This is a genomic window from Thiomicrorhabdus sp. Milos-T2, from assembly GCF_000702325.1.
GTDB lineage: Bacteria > Pseudomonadota > Gammaproteobacteria > Thiomicrospirales > Thiomicrospiraceae > Thiomicrorhabdus.
Genome location: NZ_KL370891.1, coordinates 390,844 through 410,900, shown reverse-complemented (window position 1 = coordinate 410,900; position 20,057 = coordinate 390,844). Strand labels below are relative to the sequence as shown.

17 protein-coding genes and 2 tRNA genes are annotated in these 20,057 nt (G+C 38.5%); 5 read left to right on the top strand and 14 right to left on the bottom strand.

Annotation, left to right across the window (positions count from 1 at the left end; translation table 11 throughout):
- Positions 1-118: 118 nt before the first annotated feature.
- The 10 genes from BS34_RS0101795 to BS34_RS0101750 form a co-directional block, all read right to left on the bottom strand.
- Positions 119-853 (bottom strand): hypothetical protein, encoded by a 735-nt coding sequence (locus BS34_RS0101795; protein ID WP_029406844.1) that lies wholly within the window; start codon positions 851-853, stop codon positions 119-121.
- A gap of 74 nt (positions 854-927) precedes the next feature.
- Complete coding sequence (locus BS34_RS0101790; RefSeq protein WP_029406843.1) at positions 928-1,530, bottom strand: helix-turn-helix domain-containing protein; 603 nt, start codon at positions 1,528-1,530, stop codon at positions 928-930.
- Between the two features lies 1 nt (position 1,531).
- Positions 1,532-2,707: a tyrosine-type recombinase/integrase gene (locus BS34_RS0101785; RefSeq protein ID WP_029406842.1), complete on the bottom strand. Its 1,176-nt coding sequence runs from the start codon at positions 2,705-2,707 to the stop codon at positions 1,532-1,534.
- Positions 2,708-2,918: 211 nt separating this feature from the next.
- A tRNA-Met gene (locus BS34_RS0101780) sits at positions 2,919-2,995 on the bottom strand.
- A gap of 69 nt (positions 2,996-3,064) precedes the next feature.
- Complete coding sequence (gene ychF / locus BS34_RS0101775; RefSeq protein ID WP_029406841.1) at positions 3,065-4,156, bottom strand: redox-regulated ATPase YchF; 1,092 nt, start codon at positions 4,154-4,156, stop codon at positions 3,065-3,067.
- Between the two features lie 99 nt (positions 4,157-4,255).
- Positions 4,256-4,831: an aminoacyl-tRNA hydrolase gene (pth, locus tag BS34_RS0101770; RefSeq protein ID WP_029406840.1), complete on the bottom strand. Its 576-nt coding sequence runs from the start codon at positions 4,829-4,831 to the stop codon at positions 4,256-4,258.
- Between the two features lie 70 nt (positions 4,832-4,901).
- Positions 4,902-5,483: a 50S ribosomal protein L25/general stress protein Ctc gene (locus tag BS34_RS0101765; protein ID WP_029406839.1), complete on the bottom strand. Its 582-nt coding sequence runs from the start codon at positions 5,481-5,483 to the stop codon at positions 4,902-4,904.
- Between the two features lie 334 nt (positions 5,484-5,817).
- Positions 5,818-6,774: a ribose-phosphate pyrophosphokinase gene (locus tag BS34_RS0101760; protein WP_029406838.1), complete on the bottom strand. Its 957-nt coding sequence runs from the start codon at positions 6,772-6,774 to the stop codon at positions 5,818-5,820.
- Positions 6,775-6,825: 51 nt separating this feature from the next.
- Positions 6,826-6,900, bottom strand: a tRNA-Gln gene (locus tag BS34_RS0101755).
- 102 nt (positions 6,901-7,002) lie between these two features.
- On the bottom strand, positions 7,003-8,847 hold the full coding sequence (locus BS34_RS0101750) for a tetratricopeptide repeat protein (RefSeq protein ID WP_029406837.1): 1,845 nt from the start codon (positions 8,845-8,847) through the stop codon (positions 7,003-7,005).
- A gap of 380 nt (positions 8,848-9,227) precedes the next feature.
- Between BS34_RS0101750 and hemA the strand changes: the two genes are divergently transcribed.
- The 4 genes from hemA to BS34_RS0101730 all read left to right on the top strand — a co-directional run bounded on the left by hemA (position 9,228) and on the right by BS34_RS0101730 (position 13,656).
- Positions 9,228-10,511 (top strand): glutamyl-tRNA reductase, encoded by a 1,284-nt coding sequence (gene hemA / locus BS34_RS0101745; RefSeq protein ID WP_029406836.1) that lies wholly within the window; start codon positions 9,228-9,230, stop codon positions 10,509-10,511.
- A 78-nt stretch (positions 10,512-10,589) separates the two neighbouring features.
- Positions 10,590-11,678, top strand: a complete 1,089-nt coding sequence (gene prfA / locus BS34_RS0101740) for a peptide chain release factor 1 (protein ID WP_029406835.1) — start codon at positions 10,590-10,592, stop codon at positions 11,676-11,678.
- 260 nt (positions 11,679-11,938) lie between these two features.
- Positions 11,939-12,793 (top strand): peptide chain release factor N(5)-glutamine methyltransferase, encoded by an 855-nt coding sequence (gene prmC, locus BS34_RS0101735; protein WP_029406834.1) that lies wholly within the window; start codon positions 11,939-11,941, stop codon positions 12,791-12,793.
- Positions 12,794-12,903: 110 nt separating this feature from the next.
- On the top strand, positions 12,904-13,656 hold the full coding sequence (locus tag BS34_RS0101730) for a HesA/MoeB/ThiF family protein (RefSeq protein ID WP_029406833.1): 753 nt from the start codon (positions 12,904-12,906) through the stop codon (positions 13,654-13,656).
- 75 nt (positions 13,657-13,731) lie between these two features.
- Here the strand turns inward: BS34_RS0101730 and BS34_RS0101725 are convergent, their stop codons facing one another.
- The 4 genes from BS34_RS0101725 to BS34_RS0101710 form a co-directional block, all read right to left on the bottom strand.
- Positions 13,732-14,436 carry an OmpA/MotB family protein gene (locus BS34_RS0101725; protein ID WP_029406832.1) on the bottom strand — a complete coding sequence of 235 codons (705 nt, stop codon included), beginning with the start codon at positions 14,434-14,436 and terminating at the stop codon, positions 13,732-13,734.
- 57 nt (positions 14,437-14,493) lie between these two features.
- Positions 14,494-15,333, bottom strand: coding sequence for a motility-associated protein (locus BS34_RS0101720; RefSeq protein WP_029406831.1), 840 nt, complete (start codon positions 15,331-15,333; stop codon positions 14,494-14,496).
- Positions 15,334-15,634: 301 nt separating this feature from the next.
- Entirely contained in the window at positions 15,635-17,848 is a 2,214-nt protein-coding gene (parC, locus tag BS34_RS0101715) for a DNA topoisomerase IV subunit A (protein ID WP_106379971.1), read from the bottom strand.
- A gap of 119 nt (positions 17,849-17,967) precedes the next feature.
- Positions 17,968-18,276, bottom strand: coding sequence for a heavy-metal-associated domain-containing protein (locus tag BS34_RS0101710; protein WP_029406829.1), 309 nt, complete (start codon positions 18,274-18,276; stop codon positions 17,968-17,970).
- A gap of 234 nt (positions 18,277-18,510) precedes the next feature.
- Between BS34_RS0101710 and BS34_RS0101705 the strand changes: the two genes are divergently transcribed.
- Positions 18,511-19,977 (top strand): protein adenylyltransferase SelO, encoded by a 1,467-nt coding sequence (locus BS34_RS0101705; protein WP_029406828.1) that lies wholly within the window; start codon positions 18,511-18,513, stop codon positions 19,975-19,977.
- Positions 19,978-20,057 lie beyond the last annotated feature (80 nt).

The window sequence follows — 20,057 nt, the reverse complement described above, 5'->3', positions numbered from 1 at the left end:
ACATTGAAGTCAAAAAATCTTTTTCCTACCCTCAAAGCTAGTAAATAAAAGAAACAAAGAGGTACTGGAAAAAGATTGGATTAACTCAGTTGTTTTAAATTTTCCTATAAAGAATTAATTATTTTTTACTTTTATCGAATGAAATATAAGGGTTGCCATTAAAAAGCTTTTGCATTGAACTCTCTTGGTACCTTGGAAACAGTTTAGGGTCGAATTCACTTAATTTTTCCCATAACTCAAGTCGACTAGAGTAATGATGGTTTTCAAAAAGAATTTCTTCTGTTGTATCGTAATCCTCCTTCTCCAAAAAGGCTTTCAGCATTATTCGTCTTTTTTCAGGTGTTTTCTGACTTAACTCTAATTCATATTTAAGCTTAAATTGATCATAGTTTTCTTTTGTAAGCTTAACTCTTCCAGTATTCATAGGTGCGCTTGAACTTTTTACATATACCGAAGAAGCGTTATGAGCACCTACAACATATACATGATCAGAAACTTGACTCGGGAACTCCGAAACACCTTCTAAATGAGCTGGATAATAGTTCTCTCCGTCTATAAAAATTGCCTTGTAATGCATCGGACCAACAGCTGCAAGCTCATCATAAAGAATTGATTCATCTATAGCCTCAAAATCTAGTTCTTTTAATACCGCTCTTCCATAAACCCTGTAGGCAACAGAGCTGTAATTTTGTTCTTTCAAAAACTCTTCTTCCCACGGGTGCCCGACATGATAATAAAGCTCCAAGTTGCCTCGTTTTATATGTCTATTTAAGAAGCGAACAAAATCGTGAGTTATCGATTCAAATCCAAACTCATTCATTAATTCATTAAAATAGTTTTCTTCTTCTGCCATTTCATTATTCTCAGTAATTCCCGTTAACCTTAACGAGTATAAAATTCCGTTAACGTTAACGTTACGGTTTTTAACTATGATTCTGCAAATAACGGAATAACTTTACCGGTTTTCGTTAACGCTTTTACTGCTTTTAATTCATTGAACTGTTGAGTCAAAATTTCGTGACGTAAACGTAAAGAGGTCATTTCTTCTTCATAAGCTTTTATCTTATTTTGCAATTCTTCAGCTTTTTGTCTTTCTTTATTAGCTTCTCTACGAGCATTCATTGCATCACGGTTATATTTAGAATAAAGTTCCACTGGTAACATAGCCTCTTGTGAATAGTGGGATTTCAATTTTCTATCATGTTTTTGAATAGAAATACCATTCCATTGATTGCCAAAAAAAGATAAATCACCATTAACGAGCCTTAACATAATGTAATACCACCTAGGTGGCTTTGACGATTCCCAATGAGATTCATATCTACGAATAGAGCCTTTCGAAATCCCAACTATATCCGCCATTTCTTGTTGTGACAGATTAGCAGTTTTCCTTAAATCTCTGTATAAATTATCATTTTGGTTAATCAAAGAATCTAAGAAATAATTATCGAATTTTCCATAAGGCTGCTTAACATAACCGGCCTTTTTTAAATTCTTATCAAGTAATTCTCTAAGTTTATTTGCGGCCACTTTATTCGTCCTCATTAACGATGCGATCCAACTCATCAGCCCATGCTTGCATCATTTCCCCCCTTTGTTCTAAATAATCAGCATGGTTATAAGCTGCCCTGGTTTTGTTTGTTTCCATATGAGCCAACTGTCTTTCGATTACATCTGAAGGCCAGCCCATTTCATTTAAACGAGTAGAAGTCATGCCCCTAAAGCCGTGAACAGTCATCTTGCCTTTAAAACCTAATCTATGCAGGGCTTGAGTTGCTGTATTTTCACTTAAATAACCTGTTTGAGCAGTATTACTATAAAAAAGAAACTCTCGATGACCTGAAACCATTTCCAAGTCTTTAAGAATCTTTAATGCTTGTTTAGATAACGGAACAATATGCTCTCTCCTGCTTTTCATTTTATTCGCAGGAATACGCCATTCTTTCGTCTTAAAATTAAACTCATTCCATCTAGCACTTCTAAGTTCCGTTGGTCTCGTTAACGTTAACGGAGCTAGTTTCAATAAAAACACCGTTTTAATATCACCTTTATACTCGTTAATGGCCTTCATCAACTTGGCTATATCTCGAACATCCGTTAACGTTTTGTAATGTTCCTCTTTATGAGGTGTTAAAGCTTTGGCAATTCCTCTAGCGGGGTTTGATTCACAAAACCCTTTCAAAAGAGCATAATCAAAAATCTGGACACACACACCTCTAATTTTTTTGATTGTTGCTATAACACCTCTCTCCTCCATTGGCCTTAAGGCTTCAAGAAAATTCAAAGCAGAAATTTCAGAAATGTAGTTTTTACCTAAATAGGGATAAAGGTTCTTTTCAAACTTTTGGGTATTTTTATCGAACGTGCCTTGAGTCCACTTACTACCTTTAAGCTGCTTCTCCATAAACTCAACAGAAACATCTTTAAATGTTGGTTTTGGCTTACTCTGTTCTTTTGATTGTTTGGGATCTATTTTGTTATGAAGTTGAGAAATAATCTCAGAGTTTTTAAGACGTGCTTCTTTAAGAGATATTGAAGGGTAAACACCTATAGTTATAGTTTGTCGTTTTCCATTAAAGCGATAATCACGCCTCCATGACTTAAACCCTGTTTTAGAAACATGAATATAAAGCCCATCCTTATCAGAGGATTTATAAGGCTTTTCCTGTGCTTTTAGGTTCTTCACTTGAATATCAGTTAAGGGCAAAGCTAGACTCCTTTGTAGATAAAGGTCTTAGCGATTTTTGACGGTATTGTACAAAAATCAAATTTCAGTACCGTCAAGAATACCGTCAACTTTGCTAATCTGTCAATAGATTAAGTGAGATTACATAAGACACTAAAAAGGAAAGAATGCCTTTTAAAACGTTATTTTAGGCATAAAAAAAGCCGTCATAAGACGGCTTAATTTTGAATAGTGGTGGCTACACCGGGATTTGAACCTGGGACCCCATCATTATGAGTGATGTGCTCTAACCAGCTGAGCTATGTAGCCAAAATGTGCGCGTATTATAAGACTTGGCAGAAATATGTCAACCTAATCATATGACTATTTGACATATTTTTATACGTTAAAACGGAAATGCATGACGTCGCCATCTTGCACAATATACTCTTTACCTTCTAGACGTTGTTTACCGGCTGCTTTTGACCCTGCATCGCCTTTATTGTCTACAAAATCTTGATAGGCTGTCACTTCTGCACGAATAAACCCTTTTTCAAAATCATTGTGAATAACGCCGGCTGCTTTTGGAGCGGTATCGCCTTTTTTAATAGTCCAAGCACGGACTTCTTTAACACCACAAGTAAAGTAAGTTTGTAGACCTAAAATTTCATAACCCGCACGAATAACACGATTTAGACCAGGTTCATCTTGTCCCATTTCTGCTAAAAAGTCGGCTTTATCTTCATCGTCAAGTTGGGCAATTTCTTCTTCAAGTGAAGCACAAATTGCTACAACCATTGAATCTTGCTCTTTGGCTAAGGCTTGAACAGAATCAAGAAGCGGATTATTTTCAAAACCATCTTCGTTAACGTTTGCGATATACATCATAGGTTTAACGGTTAATAGATGTAAATCTCTTAACTCTTTTAATTCATCATCAGACAAGTCCATTAAGCGAACTAACTTACCTTCTTCTAATCCAGCTAAAACCTTTTGCAGCAAAGTCATACGAGCAGCAGCTTCTTTGTCACCACTTTTTGCAATGCGTTGTACTTTTTGAATGGCTTTTTCTATTGATTCCATATCGGCAAAAATCAATTCCATATTGATAATTTCAATATCAGAAAGAGGATCAACTTTACCTGCGACATGCACAATGTCATCGTTTTCAAAACAACGAACAACCTGAACAATCGCATCGGTTTCACGAATATTAGCTAAGAATTTGTTACCTAAGCCTTCACCTTTAGAGGCACCTTCTACCAGGCCTGCTATATCCATAAAGTCTACGGTTGCAGATAATACACGTTCAGGATTAACAATTTTGGCTAAAGCATCTTCACGTGCATCTGGTACAGGCACAACCCCTACGTTTGGCTCAATAGTACAAAACGGGTAGTTTGCCGATTCGATTCCTGCGTTAGTTAATGCATTGAAAAGTGTTGATTTACCTACGTTTGGTAAGCCTACGATACCGCATTTAATTGCCATGCTGTGTCTCCTAGAAACGGAATAATGAATATTGTTGAAGAAATTGTAGTAATTTTTTATTCTGTGAGCGCTTTGTACAAATGGAGCGCAGAGCCTTCACTATGACTTGGTATGCAAGTCTTGCATTGCTTTAGCCCAATCACCTTTAACTAAATCGGGTACAACACGAGTCGCTTCATAACTGACGTCATCAATCAGTTGACGATCAGTTTTTGATGGACTTTTTAAGACATAATCGACAACCATGTCTTTATGCCCTGGATGCCCTACACCTATACGTAAGCGCATAAACTCTTTACCCATAGCAGCGATGGTGTCTCGTAGGCCATTGTGGCCTCCGTGACCACCACCTACTTTAAGTTTAGCGACACCAGGCGGTAAATCCAATTCGTCGTGTACAACGAGTATGGATTCGACAGGGATTTTATAGAATTTAGCTAACGCCTGGATGGACTGTCCACTTCGGTTCATAAAGGTCGTTGGTTTAAGTAACCAAAAATCTAAACCATTAGATTGAACTCGTGCTGCGTGACCGAGAAATTTAGCTTCTGGACGAAACTCTACACCAAATTGCCTAGCAATTTCGTCCACAAACCAAAAACCGGCGTTATGTCGGGTCTGCTCATATTTATCACCTGGATTACCCAGGCCAACAATTAATTGAACAGATGACATAAACGCCGGCTCTCTTTTATGTGTAAATTTAATTAATTTTGAGAATTTTCACAAAACTAATTAACCTTTACTAACGCTTTGACTTACCGATATTAACAACCGATTGGTCATAATCCGCATTTCCGTGAGAAAGTGCAGTAATAACAACACCTTCTGGTAGTGCTAATTCAGAAAGACGCATACTTGTACCTGCTTGCATTGATGAAACATCAACAGTAAGCTTAGTAGGTAGGTCTTTAGCTAAACAGCTAACTTCAACCGTTGCCTGAAGGTAAGAGATAAGTCCACCAGCTTTAACACCAGGAGAAACTGCTTCACCAACAAAGTTAAGCGGAACTTTCTTAGTTAACAGGTTATCTGTACTAGCACGCTGGAAATCGATATGTGAAACTTCACCTGTAGCTGGGTGACGCTGAATGTCTTTAACAACACAAGACTCTGTTGTTCCACCAGCAACATCAATAGTTAATACACTGTTAAAGTTATCGTTATTTTCAAACGCTTTTTTAACAAAGTTCTCTGCAAAAGATACCGATACGGCATCTTGTCCAGCACCATAGATAATAGCTGGTACTTTACCCGCATGACGAAGGCGGCGGCTCGCACCTTTCCCTTCTTCAGTACGGATTTCTGCTGTCCAATTCTGGCTCATAATTATTCTCCAAATACGCAGTTTTTGTATCTTATTGAATACATAGGGCTAACAAAACCACCCATAAAAACTACTAAATTAAAACATCTCACGTTCGCGACCAAACATGAGGGAAGCGGGCATTATACTTAAAACTCAACAATTTACCACTTTTTTATTGCATTTTATTCAAGGTAAAGACGGATAAAAAACACTCGTTATTTAAGCCAGGCAAACCTTACATCGCTTTCATTGCCTAGATAAAAAGCCAAAAACAAAAAAGCACTCTAAAAAGAGTGCTTTTTTAATTAACTTAAAAAGTTATTCAGATCAGTCTTTATTACTGACGCTAAAATTAATGATGCATTAAAGCGGTTACTGACTCTTCTAAGTTTACACGGCGAATGGTTTCACCCAGCATACTAGAGATACTAACGCGGCGAATTTTTTCGCAAGCCTTAGCTTCTGAACTTTCTGGGATAGAGTCGGTAACGACTACCTCTTTAAGTACAGAACCTTTAATATTTTCAACAGCAGGCCCTGATAGAACGGCGTGAACAACATAAGCTGAAACACTATTCGCTCCACGATCCATTAAAGCTTGGGCTGCTTTACATAAAGTACCCGCCGTATCAACCATATCATCAACAATAATACAGTCACGCCCTTCAATATCACCAATGATGTTCATCACTTGAGCTACATTAGCTTTAGGACGACGTTTATCAATAATGGCCATATCAGTATTAATCGCTTTTGCTACAGCACGAGCACGAACCACACCACCCATATCAGGTGACACAATCGTTGTATTTGCTAAATCACAATGCTTTTGCATATCTTCAACTAACAGAGGTGAACCGTAGATATTATCTACCGGAATATCGAAAAAGCCTTGAATCTGATCGGAGTGTAAATCAACGGTTACAACGCGATTCGCACCGGCTGCCGTAATCATATCAGCGGCTAATCTAGCTGTAATTGGCACACGAGCAGAGTATGGACGACGATCTTGACGAGCAAAACCATAATAAGGAATTACCGCAGTAATTCGGGCAGCTGATGCACGTTTAAGCGCATCAATCATGACCAACATTTCCATTAAATTAACGGCGGGTTCTGGCGTACAAGTTGGTTGTAAAACGTAAACATCTTGACCACGAACAGATTCTTTAATTTCCACCATGATTTCGCCATCACTAAAGCGGCCTACATCAGCGTTTCCTAAAGGAATGTTTAGGTATTGAGAGATTTTTTCAGCGAGACTGACATTTGCATTACCTGCAAAGATCATGACATTTTTAGTAGCCATTTAAGGCGCTCCTGTTCAAGGAAAAAATGACTTGAGAATTCGGAAGGATATTGGCAGGGCTGGCAGGATTCGAACCTGCGGTACACTGGATCAAAACCAGATGCCTTACCGCTTGGCTACAGCCCTTTAATATCGATGTCGTTTAAGACAGGTGCGTATTATCCATTTATTTCTAATAAGTTCAAGAAAAAATTCTTAATTTTATAAAAATAAATTTTAACAGGCCTGCTAACGGTTCCCGTTTAACTCCAACTCATTGATTAAATTCTGAACTCTATCATTTTGCAAAAAATCCTGGTGATAATTTTGCCATAATGATTTTGCTCGGTTAATTTGATTATCTTGCCAATATGCTGTGATAAGGTGAATTAACACCTCGTCATCAGCTTTGACTTTAAAAGCCTTATTTAAATATTCTAAAGCTTGGTTATATTCACCTAGTTGATAGTAGTACCACCCCATACTATCTAAAATATAGTAACTATTTGGAGCGAGCTTTAATGCTTTTTGTAATAAATTATAAGCTTGCGGAAGTTTAACATTTTGCTCAACATAGAAATAACCTAAAGCGTTTAAAACATCAATATCGTTTGAGTCTTGTTTTAAAACCTTAAGCAAATTTGTTTCATAATCAACAAAATTATCTTTCTTATAAAACAACATTGATTGGGCTTTTAGCAGACCCAAGTTATCGGGTTCTATTGCTAAAAGTTGATTATATAAATCAATGGCAGAATCCCATTTTGCTTCTGCACTCTTAAAAATCGCCTTAGCCCGTAATACTTTTACTTTATTCTCTTTATCGTCCAAGGGAATCGCTTCTAAAATTTTATAAGCTTTTTCAGTGTTATCTTCAGCAAAGGCTATTTCAGATAGATGTAACTGCGCATCAACATAATAACTTTCTGATTGCACTTTACTAAAAGCGTCTTTAGCTAATTTAAAGCGATTACTATCCTGGTATAAAACCCCTAAATAATAGTGACCAACCGATGCATAACCGGGTTGTTCAGCAACGTTTAATAGATTTTTTTCAGCTTCATCATAGTTTTCACTCTCAAGCTGAATTAAGGCCAAAGATAATTTTGATGTATAAGCCTTTGGCTCCGCTTTAATAATTTTTTTATAACGAGAGACCGCCTCGTCGTAATGTTTAGCCTGAACTTGTAACCTAGCAAAACGCTCTTGTAACAATAAATCTTGAGGATTTTTATTGACATAATCTTCTAAAGCGTTGATTCCTTTAGCAGGCTCTCCGTTGATAAGATAAAGCTTAGACATCAACATATAAATCAACGCTTCTGCATCCCTAGGTTCTGAATTATCACTAGGTTTTAAATCATCCTTAGGTTCTAGATTATCTTTATGCTCTGAACTATCTTTAAGTTGATTCGCTTTGTCTAAGGCTAACAAACCTAAATTAGGTTCTTTATAAACACTTGCTGCTAAAGCAAAAGCATAATGAGATGACCAGGCCTGGTTGTATTTTTTAGTCAGCGCTTCAAAAAAAGCCATTCCCGCTTCTTTTGGCACGGTCGCAACCACTTTATTAACTGAAACAGTCAGGTCTTCAAATAAATCGGCTTTGGACAATGCATGAAACTTTTCCCACTGATCAACCGCTAACGGAACTTGTTTATCTCTAAGAGATAAAATAAAAGAGGCTCGCCAAGCCGTGGCAGATTCAGGTGAAACTTTTCTCCAAAGCTTCGTTGCTTTTTCAATATTTTCTAAACGATAGGTTGCCATTGAAATTTGAAAAGTTCTTTCCGCCAACGCCTTATCTTGGGTTTTGACTGCTAAAGGGTAAAGCACTTTAAAAGCCGGTTCCATCTGGCGTTTTTGCACCATCATCTCTGCGGCTAAAATCTCAAACATGGTTGCAGAATCAAGTTTGGTATATTTTTTTGGAACTGCTTCAGAACTCTGCTGAGGTTCGCTTGCTAGAATGGATTGAGCGCTGTTCGCTTTAGGATTATTCTCTTTTGTCTGAGCATTCAAGGCACAACCTGACAAAAGGCTTATTGAGGTAACCGTAATTAACCCGCTAATCAGAACTGCATGTAACTTCATAAATGCTCACCATTTTAAACCGTTTTTTTACACAGTCATTTTCTTAAAAAAACCTATTAAGAGTCACATTCTAGGACATTTCACAGCTAATTTGCCAGAATATCCTCGCTTAATTATTAATAGATAAGACTCAACATTTATAACAAATAATTAAAAGTGTTGCATAATTTCTCATTCAAAACTATGTTACCCTTCACCATATTCTTTGTATTTGACTTCTTCTAAATCTCGAACAGAGACCTAAAATAAAATTATAAACCTTAATCCAAGCTGACTATTTACCCTAAAAACTTGCAATTAGCATGATTTTTTAGCAAAATTACGCCTCTTTGTCTAAAGATAAACTTTGCATAATAATTTAATGGTAAAGCCTTAACTCTATGAAACTATGTACTCTTGGCGTAAATCACGAAACGGCACCTGTCGACATCCGTGAAACAGTTTCATTTTCGGCTGAATCTGCAAGCCTAGCCATAGAAGAATTAAAGTCGCTTTCATTAATTTCTGAATGCATTATTCTTTCTACCTGTAACCGCACTGAAATTTACTGCATTCTCAGAGAAAAAGAGCTCGAAGAAAAAGTACATAATTGGTTACATGAATTTTTTAAGCTCGAACCAAACGCCTTAACACCCTATTTATATGTGCATAATGATTTAGACGCCGTAAAACATATTATGCGTGTTGCCAGCGGCTTGAACTCTTTGGTATTAGGTGAGCCGCAAATTTTTGGGCAAATCAAAGACGCTTACAATGCCGCGCACAAATCTTCCAGTATTCACCAAATACTAGAGAACCTGTTTCAACATATATTTAAAACCGTTAAACAAGTTCGCACAGACACGGCCATTGGAAATAGTCCCATTTCTGTGGCGTTTTCTGCCGTTTCTTTGTCTAAGCAATTTTTTGGTGATTTATCAAAACAAACTGCTTTACTACTTGGTGCAGGTGAAACCATTGAATTGGTGGCTCGACACCTTAAAGAAAGTAATATTGGAAACTTAATCATTGCTAACCGTACTTTTGAGCGCGGGCATAAATTAGCTGAACAAGTTGGTGGCTACGCCATTCAATTAGACGAAATTGATAAACACCTACATGAAGCGGATATTGTTATTGGCTCAACCGGAAGCCCAACAGCAATCCTAAAACAACCGACTGTTAAATCGGCTCTTAAAAAACGTAAAAACAGCCCCATGTTTATGATTGATATTGCCGTTCCGCGTGATATTGAACCTAGCATTGGAGAGCTCAATAATGTCTACCTTTATACCGTAGATGATTTACAAGAAATTATTGAAACCAGTAAACAATCACGCCAAAGTGCGGCTTTGGAAGCAGAAGAAATCATTGATTTACAAGCCCAAGCTTTTATTACTCAAATGGAAGCGACTCAGCAAATCAAACCGGTTATTCAAGCTTATCGTCAGCAATCTATGCAAATCAAAGAAGCGGCTCTCGATTATGCCTTACACCAATTAGATCAAGGCGTTAACTCTGAAGAGATAATTAAACGATTAGCCAACCAATTAACTAACCGTCTAATTCATACCCCAACCAAACAACTTAACCTAGCTGGCATACATGGCGACACCGCTATGATTGAAGCTGCTGAAACCCTATTAATCTGTGAAGACGACGATTCCAAAACGTCTCATAGTTAGCCTAATTTAACTTTTTATTGCTGCTAGTCTAGTCAAATCTAGACTGGATCAATTTAATACAATACTGAGAAATGCCCTGTGAAAGATTCGATTCGCTCAAAACTAGAACTTTTGGTTGAACGCCTAGATGAAGTTAACGCTTTAATTTCAGACCCTGATGTCATTAATGACCAAAAAAAGTTCACTGCTTTAACCAAAGAGTACGCCCAAATTACACCAATTGTGGATACCTTTAATGCTTTTATTGGCACAGAAGCAGATATTGATGAAGCAAAAGAGATGATGCAGTCTAGCGACTCTGAGCTTAAAGAAATGGCACAAGAAGAACTACCTGAGCTCGAAAAACAAATCGAAACCTACGAAACTCAACTGCAAACAATGATGTTACCTAAAGATCCGCGTGATGAGGCTAACACCTTCTTAGAGATTCGTGCTGGAACAGGTGGCGATGAAGCCGCAATTTTTGCAGGCGACTTATTTAAAATGTACAGCCGCTTTGCCGAAAAAATGAAATGGCAAGTAGAAGTTATTAACACTAACGAGGGTGAGCATGGTGGTTACAAAGAGATTGTCGCTCGCATTATTGGTAACGCGACCTATTCAAAATTAAAATTTGAATCTGGAGCACACCGAGTTCAACGTGTACCGGCAACAGAAACCCAAGGTCGAGTGCATACTTCAGCAGCAACCGTGGTCATTATGGCCGAAGCGCCTGATGTTGAGCAAATTGAACTCAATCCAGCAGATCTAAAAACAGATACCTTTAGAGCGTCTGGTGCCGGTGGACAGCACGTTAACAAAACAGATTCAGCTATTCGAATCACTCACCTGCCAACCGGTACGGTCGTTGAGTGTCAAGATGAGCGTTCACAGCACAAAAACCGTGCTCGAGCGATGTCTTTGTTAGCGGCGCGCATTATGGATGCACGTCAACAAAAACACGATGCTGAAATTGCTGAAGAACGTAAAAGTCTGGTTGGTACAGGAGACCGTTCTGACCGTATTCGTACCTACAACTATCCACAAGGTCGAGTAACAGACCATCGCATCAACCTAACGCTATACAAGCTAGATGAAGTAATGAATGGCGGCTTAGATCAAGTGGTTAATCCATTAATACAAGAACACCAGGCTGAACAGTTAGCAAGCTTAAGTAACGACGGTTAATTTATAAAGCTTGAGACCTTTGCACGAGATAGGTGCGAAAGAAAAATAGGCGTGAGTACCCCTTGGGGGTAAAAAATTTGCCTGATTCTCGACTTACCCCTTCGGGCGTCGAGTTCTTCGTTTGCGGCGGAAAACGCAGGGAATAGCTAGCTATTCACAAGTTTTTCAACAAAAATCAGGTGAATTTTAACCATTTTTACTCGTGCATACTCTTGTGCAAAGGTCTCAGCTTATATTAATATTCATTGGCAGACACGTTTATGGCAACGATTGAAGCAACTCTAAAAAGCGCTCAAGAACAGCTAAAACAAGCAGGCCTGGTTGATTCCCCACAAATTGATGCGGAACTCTTGCTTTGTTATACCCTACAAGTCAATCGTAGTTACTTCTTTACCTGGCCTGAAAAAGAATTGTCTGCTGGACAAGAGCAGATTTTTCAAACACTTCTACAAAAACGCTTACAAGGCCACCCTATTGCTCACATTATTGAACAACGTGAGTTTTGGGGGTTAGATCTTAAAGTCAGCAAAGATACATTAATCCCTCGCCCAGATACTGAAACTTTAATTGAAGCCGTTTTAGACTTAAATTGCTTTAATCGCTTAGACTCTAACTGTGCCATTCTAGATTTAGGTACAGGCAGTGGAGCGATTGCCTTAGCTTTAAAATCAGAGTTAACAGATTGCCAAATAACTGCGGTAGACCAAAGTCTTGCCGCATTAGAAATTGCAAAACAAAATGCCATCAAAAATCAATTGAACGTCACCTTTTTAGAGAGTGACTGGTTTTCAGCCGTCAAAAATCAACACTATCATTGCATTGTCTCCAACCCCCCATATATAGAAGATAATGACCCTCATTTAAAGCAGGGAGATGTTCGTTTTGAACCCATAAGTGCGCTAACATCAGGCAAAGATGGCCTAGATGATATTCGCTTAATTATTCACCAGGCCTGGTCACATCTGCATGCACAAGGTTGGTTATTGATTGAACATGGTTACAATCAAGCCGATAATATTAATAAACTGTTTGAAAAACAGGGCTATAAAAATATAAGACTCTGCAAGGACTTGGGTGGAAACCCTAGAATTACACTTGGCCAAAAACCTCAATAAATATATAGAGAGCTTTGCAAGAGTCGATGAATGGTTAATATTGATTTAACATTACCAAGCGCTCATAAAGAAGCTATTGATAATAGAAAATAATAATAGAAGATAATGACATGAATAAATCTGAATTAAATGATGCTGAACTTTCACGCTACAGCCGTCAAATTCTTATGCCAGAAATCGACTACAGTGGTCAACTCACCCTATCTCAATCTCATGCCGTTATTTTTGGCTTAGGAGGCTTAGGCTCACCAGCTTCTCTATATTTGGCGGCTGCAGGAATAGGTAAACTTACCTTAGTTGATTTTGATGAGGTCGACGATTCGAACTTACAGCGCCAAATTGTTCATCGTGAAACTAATATTGGACAAGCCAAAGTTGAATCTGCCAAACACAATCTTGCGGCATTAAACCATCATATTGAAATAGAAACGATTGCTCATAAACTAGAAGAAAGTGAAGTATTAGCGCTCGTCAAACAAGCCAATGTGGTTTTAGATTGTACCGATAACTTTACTTCACGATTTGCGCTTAACCGAACTTGCTTTAAAGCTAAGGTGCCTCTAATATCTGGAGCCGCAATTCGCTGGGAAGGCCAACTCTCTACTTATGATTTTCGGAATGAAGAGAGCCCGTGTTACCAGTGTCTCTATCCAGAGGATTCTGGACAGGAGCTGACTTGCAGTCAAAATGGCGTACTTTCACCGGTGGTAGGCATGATTGGTTCAATGCAAGCCATTGAAGCCGTAAAAGCCTTATTGAACCTTCCTACTTTAACAGGAAAACTCATGATTATTGATGCTTATACGATGATGATTAGAACATTGAATTTAAAGAAAGATAAAAACTGTAAACACTGTAGCTAATGCTTTAAAATTTAACTACTCAAAAACTCACTACTCATATGAGCTTTACTCAAAAGCGCACTAAGTTAACAAAACCTAATTGAGTTTTACAGCCGATTCTGGACGTTTATCAACCAAAATAATGACTCTACGATTTAAAGAACGACCATAAGCGGTAGAATTTGAAGCTACTTCATCATTATCAGCCTTGCCTTCAATAGTTAATACTTTTTGATTCATCCCCATATCGATAAATACACGCGCCACCATCGCGGCACGTGCTGCAGACAACTCCCAGTTAGAAGGAAACTGAAAGTTATTAATTGGAACACTGTCGGTATAACCGGTAACCGTAATCGGTTGTTCACGACCTTTTAAGGTTTCCCCTAAAGTTTCTAAATTCTCACGTGTTTTATCACTAATGGTTGCCCGCCCACTTTCAAAAAAACTATCTGAACGTAATGTAATTTTGGTAAATTCTGGAGTTTCTTCAATTTTAATATCTTTTGGATCCACATCCTTCATGGCTTCTTCAATATCGGCTTGTGAAGCCGGCGGCTTCATATCTAACTGAACGAGACTTTCTTGAGGGGGAAGTAATTTTTCATCTTGAACTTCAGCACCAATGGGCGGCTCACCAACCAAACTATTTACAAAAGATTGACGCTCAACCGGGTCAACCACAGAGATTAACCACATCACTAAAAAGAAAACCATTAGCACGGTCATTAAATCGGCAAGCGCAATCTTCCATGAACCACCATGAGCTCCGCCTTCATCATGCCCTCTTCGACGAGACATTAGAGTAAACCCTTGTAAGTTATAACCGCATTCATAAACATCAAGACCACACTGAGATTAGTCGGCTTCACGTGGAACTTCAAATTCCGGAGGAACTCGCTGTCGTCCAATCTCAACCGCTAAGTTTGGAGAAACCCCATTTGCATAAGCCTCTAAAAAAGAGGCTGTCATTTCCAATAGCGATTTATCTTGACGAATCATCACCTCAACAGCATGCACAAATGGAGCAAGCACCGCAAAGGCAAAAAACACACCGGTTAATGTTCCGACCAATGCGGCACCAATTGCCGTACCAATCTTTGCAACATCCATATCCCCACCTAATAACTCCATTGTGAGTATTACGCCTAAAACAGCAGCAACAATACCAAAGCCAGGCAACCAATCGGCAACCTTACCTACAGACTTTGGTACTTCACTCATAGAGTCGTAAATATCATAAATCTGGTTTTCTAAATGATTGGCAAAGCTTTGGCTTTTTGGCGGGTTAAGTAATAAATAACTAAAATTATCAACAATAAACTTTTTTAAATCAGAGTGTTTTAACACACTGGGATAATTTGCAAAGATAGGGCTGTTTTCAGGAGCAATAATATGTTTTTCTAACGCTAAAACACCAGAAGAACGCGACAGCCTTGCCAAATCCTCCAATAAACCTAGAGTTTCACTATAAAGTTTCTTAGTCACCCTATCCCCCATATAGTAGCGACCTAGAAATCCCATCGTTCTTTTCCAGACATAAACAGGCGTAGACGCTAAAAAAGTTCCAGTCGCAATACCCAGGATCACAACCAGTTCCGAAGGATGCCACAAAGAGGACAAGCTGCCCCCCATAAGCAAAAAACCTCCAAAGAAGCTTAACGTTATGACGAGAATGGCAAAGGGTTTTGCAAACATAGTGCCTACTTAACTTAACGAAAGTTTACGCATAATAACTTTACGTAAAAAACTTTCTTATAAAGGATGAAGAGCAAAGTTCTATGACTTTGCAACATAAATATTAAAACTCAAAATATACAACTCATAAACCTAATCAATTAAGGGGGTTAGGATTAATGAGTGCAATAAAGTTAAAAACTATTGTCAGATTTTATGACAAAACTTTAGCAAAGAATGATTAAGCAACACTTATACCAAAACAAGTATTGCCTAAATAATTGATAAAACAAGATGAAAGTTGCTGTTTTAAGAAATCTAGCTAGTCAGCAATCAAGATTTGTGTGGTTTGCTTTAGGGTTCTTGGCAAAACAATGCCTTTTTTAGCTCGGCTAGCAAAAGCTTCTTCAATTGCAGTTGGACCAAATACTTTTTCATATTTACCGGCTTTAACCGCTATTTTTTGGCCTGGCGAAAAGGCATAAATAGCTTTAACAGTTTCACCTTTAGGCAATTGAATTAGCTTATTACCTTTTCCTTTTGCTAATTCTGGCAACTCTTCAACCTTAAAAACAAGCATACGAGGCTCACTGGTGACTACCATAACCCATTGTTCGGCAGCCACCGCAACGGGAGTGAGAACTGAACTGCCTGCAGGCAAGGTAATTGAAGTTTTACCCGCTTTATTCTTTGAGTAAAGGTTTTCTAATTGCGTGATAAACCCAAAACCTGCACTCGAAGCTAAGATAATTTTATCGCTAGGCTGCCCCATTAATACTTGAGTAAATGAGCTACCCGCTGGCGGATTCAAGCGACCGGTCAAAGGCTCTCCATGAGAACGTGCGGATGGTAAACTGTGCGCAGGTAAAGCATAAGCTCGCCCAGTAGAGTCTAAAAAGACCGTCATTTGTCTGCTCTGACCAGAAGCCTGTGCACAGAAATCATCTCCCGCTTTATAGCCTAAAGCCTTGCCGTCAATATCATGACCCTTAGCGGCTCTAACCCAACCATTTTCAGACAATACAACGGTTACCGCTTCAGAAGGCAGTAAATCTTGTTCACTCATCGCTTGAGCAGAACGTCCCTCAATAAGAGGCGATTTACGGTCATCACCATATAACTCAGCATCTTGCAGCAACTCTTTTTTAACCAATGTTTTTAAGCGCGCTTCACTGCCTAATAATTTTTCTAGCTTTTGACGCTCCGCTTCTAATTCCGCTTGTTCAGTACGAATTTTCATCTCTTCAAGGCGAGCTAAATGTCTTAATTTAAGTTCTAAGACCGCTTCTGCTTGAATATCGGTTAAGCCAAAACGCTCCATTAAAGCCGGCTTAGGTTTATCCTCTTCACGAATAATGGCAATGACTTCATCAATATTCAAAAAGGCAATTAACATACCATCCAAAATATGCAAACGAGCCAAGACTTTATCTAAACGATACTGTAAACGGCGACGCACTGTTTCAACGCGATAAACCAACCACTCAACCAACATCATTTTAAGATTCTTAACTTGAGGTCGGCCATTTAAACCAATAACATTAAAATTTGCACGGTAGCTTTTTTCTAAATCTGTCGTCGCGAACAGATGTAGCATTGCGGTTTCAACATCCACTCGTTTAGAGCGTAACTCAACCACAAAACGCACTGGATTTTGGTGATCAGACTCGTCTCGCAAATCAACCACCATCGGTAATTTTTTGGCGCGCATTTGTGAAGCGATTTGCTCCATTAATTTTGAGCCTGAAACCTGATAAGGCAAGGCATCAATAACAACATTCACCCCCTCTTCAACTCGGTAACTGGCTCGTTGACGAATTGAGCCATGACCGGTTTGATATAGCTTTAATAACTCAGCTTTTGGTGTAATGACTTGTGCAGAGTTTGGGTAGTCTGGCGCAGGGATAATATCTACCAGCTCTTCAATCGAAAGCTTAGGGTTGGTCAGCAAGGCAACACAACCATTAACCACTTCTCTTAAGTTATGCGGAGGAATATCGGTTGCCATACCAACCGCAATGCCAGAGGTTCCATTCAATAATACATGCGGGACTCTGGCCGGTAAAACTAGCGGTTCGTCTATTGAACCATCAAAGTTAGGGGTCCAATCAACCGTACCTTGGCCGACTTCTTCTAAAAGTAACTGGCTAAATTTAGAAAGCTTGGCTTCGGTATAACGCATTGCCGCAAAAGACTTAGGGTCATCCATCGAACCCCAGTTACCTTGACCATCCACCAGAGGGTAACGAAAAGAGAAATCTTGCGCCATCAATACCATTGCTTCGTAACAAGCGCTATCTCCGTGAGGATGAAACTTACCTAAAACATCCCCTACTGTACGAGCAGATTTTTTATATTTTGAAGAGGCTTTTAAGCCCAGTTCAGACATGGCATAGATAATACGTCGCTGCACAGGCTTAAGACCGTCACCGATATGCGGAAGCGCTCTATCTAAAATAACGTACATGGCATAATCCAGATATGCCTTTTCAGTAAATTCAGCAACGCTTTTTTGCTCTATACCTTCATAGTTCATGGTCTGCTGGCTCACTCATCCTCTCCTGACTTTTAAGTCTTTTAAACATTCTAGAGGCCTTTTCACAAGCAATACTCTTGTAAAGGTCCCTCTCAGCCTATCAGCTGGTAAATTCTACTTCATTTGTTTGAGTCTGATGAAGAATCAGACATTTTTCCAACCGCACAAGAAACAAAGGATTTTGCTTTGGCTCCTGCCGCTTTAAGCCCTTCTAGACTTCCTACTTCTGGGTATCCCATAGAAGCTAATTGTGCTTTTACTTTACTTAATAGACTCTCTTCATCATGAGCATCGTCAAATTCAACTTCTACCAGGCCTGCTTCAATCTCAACACTAACTTGTTTAACACCTTCAATTTTAATGAGCTTTTGCTTAATGCCATTGGCGCAACCACCACATTTAATATTTTCAACCGCAACTGAAACCATAATAAAACCCACCTTTTTCACAATGATGATAATTTACCATAAGTTGCCTAACTTTTAATTAACACTTTACTCATTATCTCAATGACTAAATTAAAGCAAAAATCACTAGACTTACCAGGCCTGGTAAGATTAATATAAATAACCTAGTAAAATAGTAAGTTATTATAACCCTTATAAATTATCCCCTTAAATTAACGTAAAAATTAACCCAAGAAATTAAATACAAAAATAACTATGCCTAATTCTGAAAAAAAGATGTTTCAACAAAGCTTTACTGAGCTTCCCAATCACTTTTATAGTCTGGTAACGCCCGAAGCGATGCAAAATGCAAACTTACTGCATTTTAATCAAAATTTATGCGATGAATTAGGTATTAAACTAACAGAATCCAACTTATTCGAAATGACTTCAGGGCAAGCTTTTCCAGATGGATTCACCCCTCTTGCTCAAAAATATACGGGCCATCAATTTGGTTACTACAATCCCGACTTAGGTGATGGGCGCGGTGCTTTACTTGGACAGATTAAAGATAAAAATCATCAATACTGGGATCTGCACCTTAAAGGTTGTGGCCGAACGCCATACTCTCGTCGTGGAGATGGTCGTTCAGTACTGCGTTCAGCCGTTAGAGAATATTTAATCGGTGAAGCCTTAGATGCACTTGGCATACCAACCACCCGTTGTTTAAGTATTTGCTCCAGTACAGAAGGAGTGCAGAGAGAAACTATTGAACCTAGAGCGACTTATATTAGGATTGCTAAAACACATATTCGTTTTGGGCATTTTGAATGGTTGGCACAACAAGGTGATATTGAACAACAAAAACAACTCGCAGACTACGTCATTAAAACGGTTTACCCTGAGTTAAGCGATATTCATGATGAAAAATTACGTTATGCCGAGCTCTTAAAAACCATTATGCAAAACACCGCAAAAATGATTGCGGGCTGGCAAAGTGTCGGTTTTTGCCACGGAGTAATGAATACAGATAACATGTCTGTGGCGGGTGAAACTTTTGACTTTGGCCCCTACGCCTTTTTAGATGACTGCAAAATTCATCATATCTGCAATCACTCCGATACCGAAGGTCGTTATGCCTATAGCCAGCAACCCAATATAGGTTTATGGAACTGCCAAGTGTTAGGGCAAGCATTTTCAAACTTAATTGATAGCTCAAAGATTGAAAATGCGGTAAATCATTACATAGAAACTTTTAACCAAGAATATCTCACTAAGATGGGACATAAATTTGGTTTGACTCTTCCAGTTTCGGAAGATAAACATTTTATTGCGGACACGCTAATTTTACTGGATGAATCGCAGCTTGATTTTCATTACTTTTTTACCCTATTGACCCACTTTGGCAATGAAAAACATCACCTCTTTACTGACTATATTTTAGACTCTAATGCGTGGAATAGTTGGCAAGAAAAATACCGAGAACGAATCGCCAATCAAAGCGAACCACAACGCCAACAATGCTTAAAAGACAATGTGCCTCTATTGACCTTACGAAATTATATTGCCCAAGAAATTATTGAAGCCACCACACAAGGAAATGTTAAGCCATTAGAAAACTGGATGAACTGGCTAAGGCAACCTTACACATCTAATAAAATTTTTATAGAGCCAAATTATCGCCATTATTTAATGCCACCAGAACATAAAAATAAAGGTCTGGCGTTAAGCTGCTCTTCATAAAGCCTTTGCACGTTAGGAGCACTAACAAATGTATTAATATAAGTATAAATAATTATTTTTGATTCTTTATCAATTTAAGG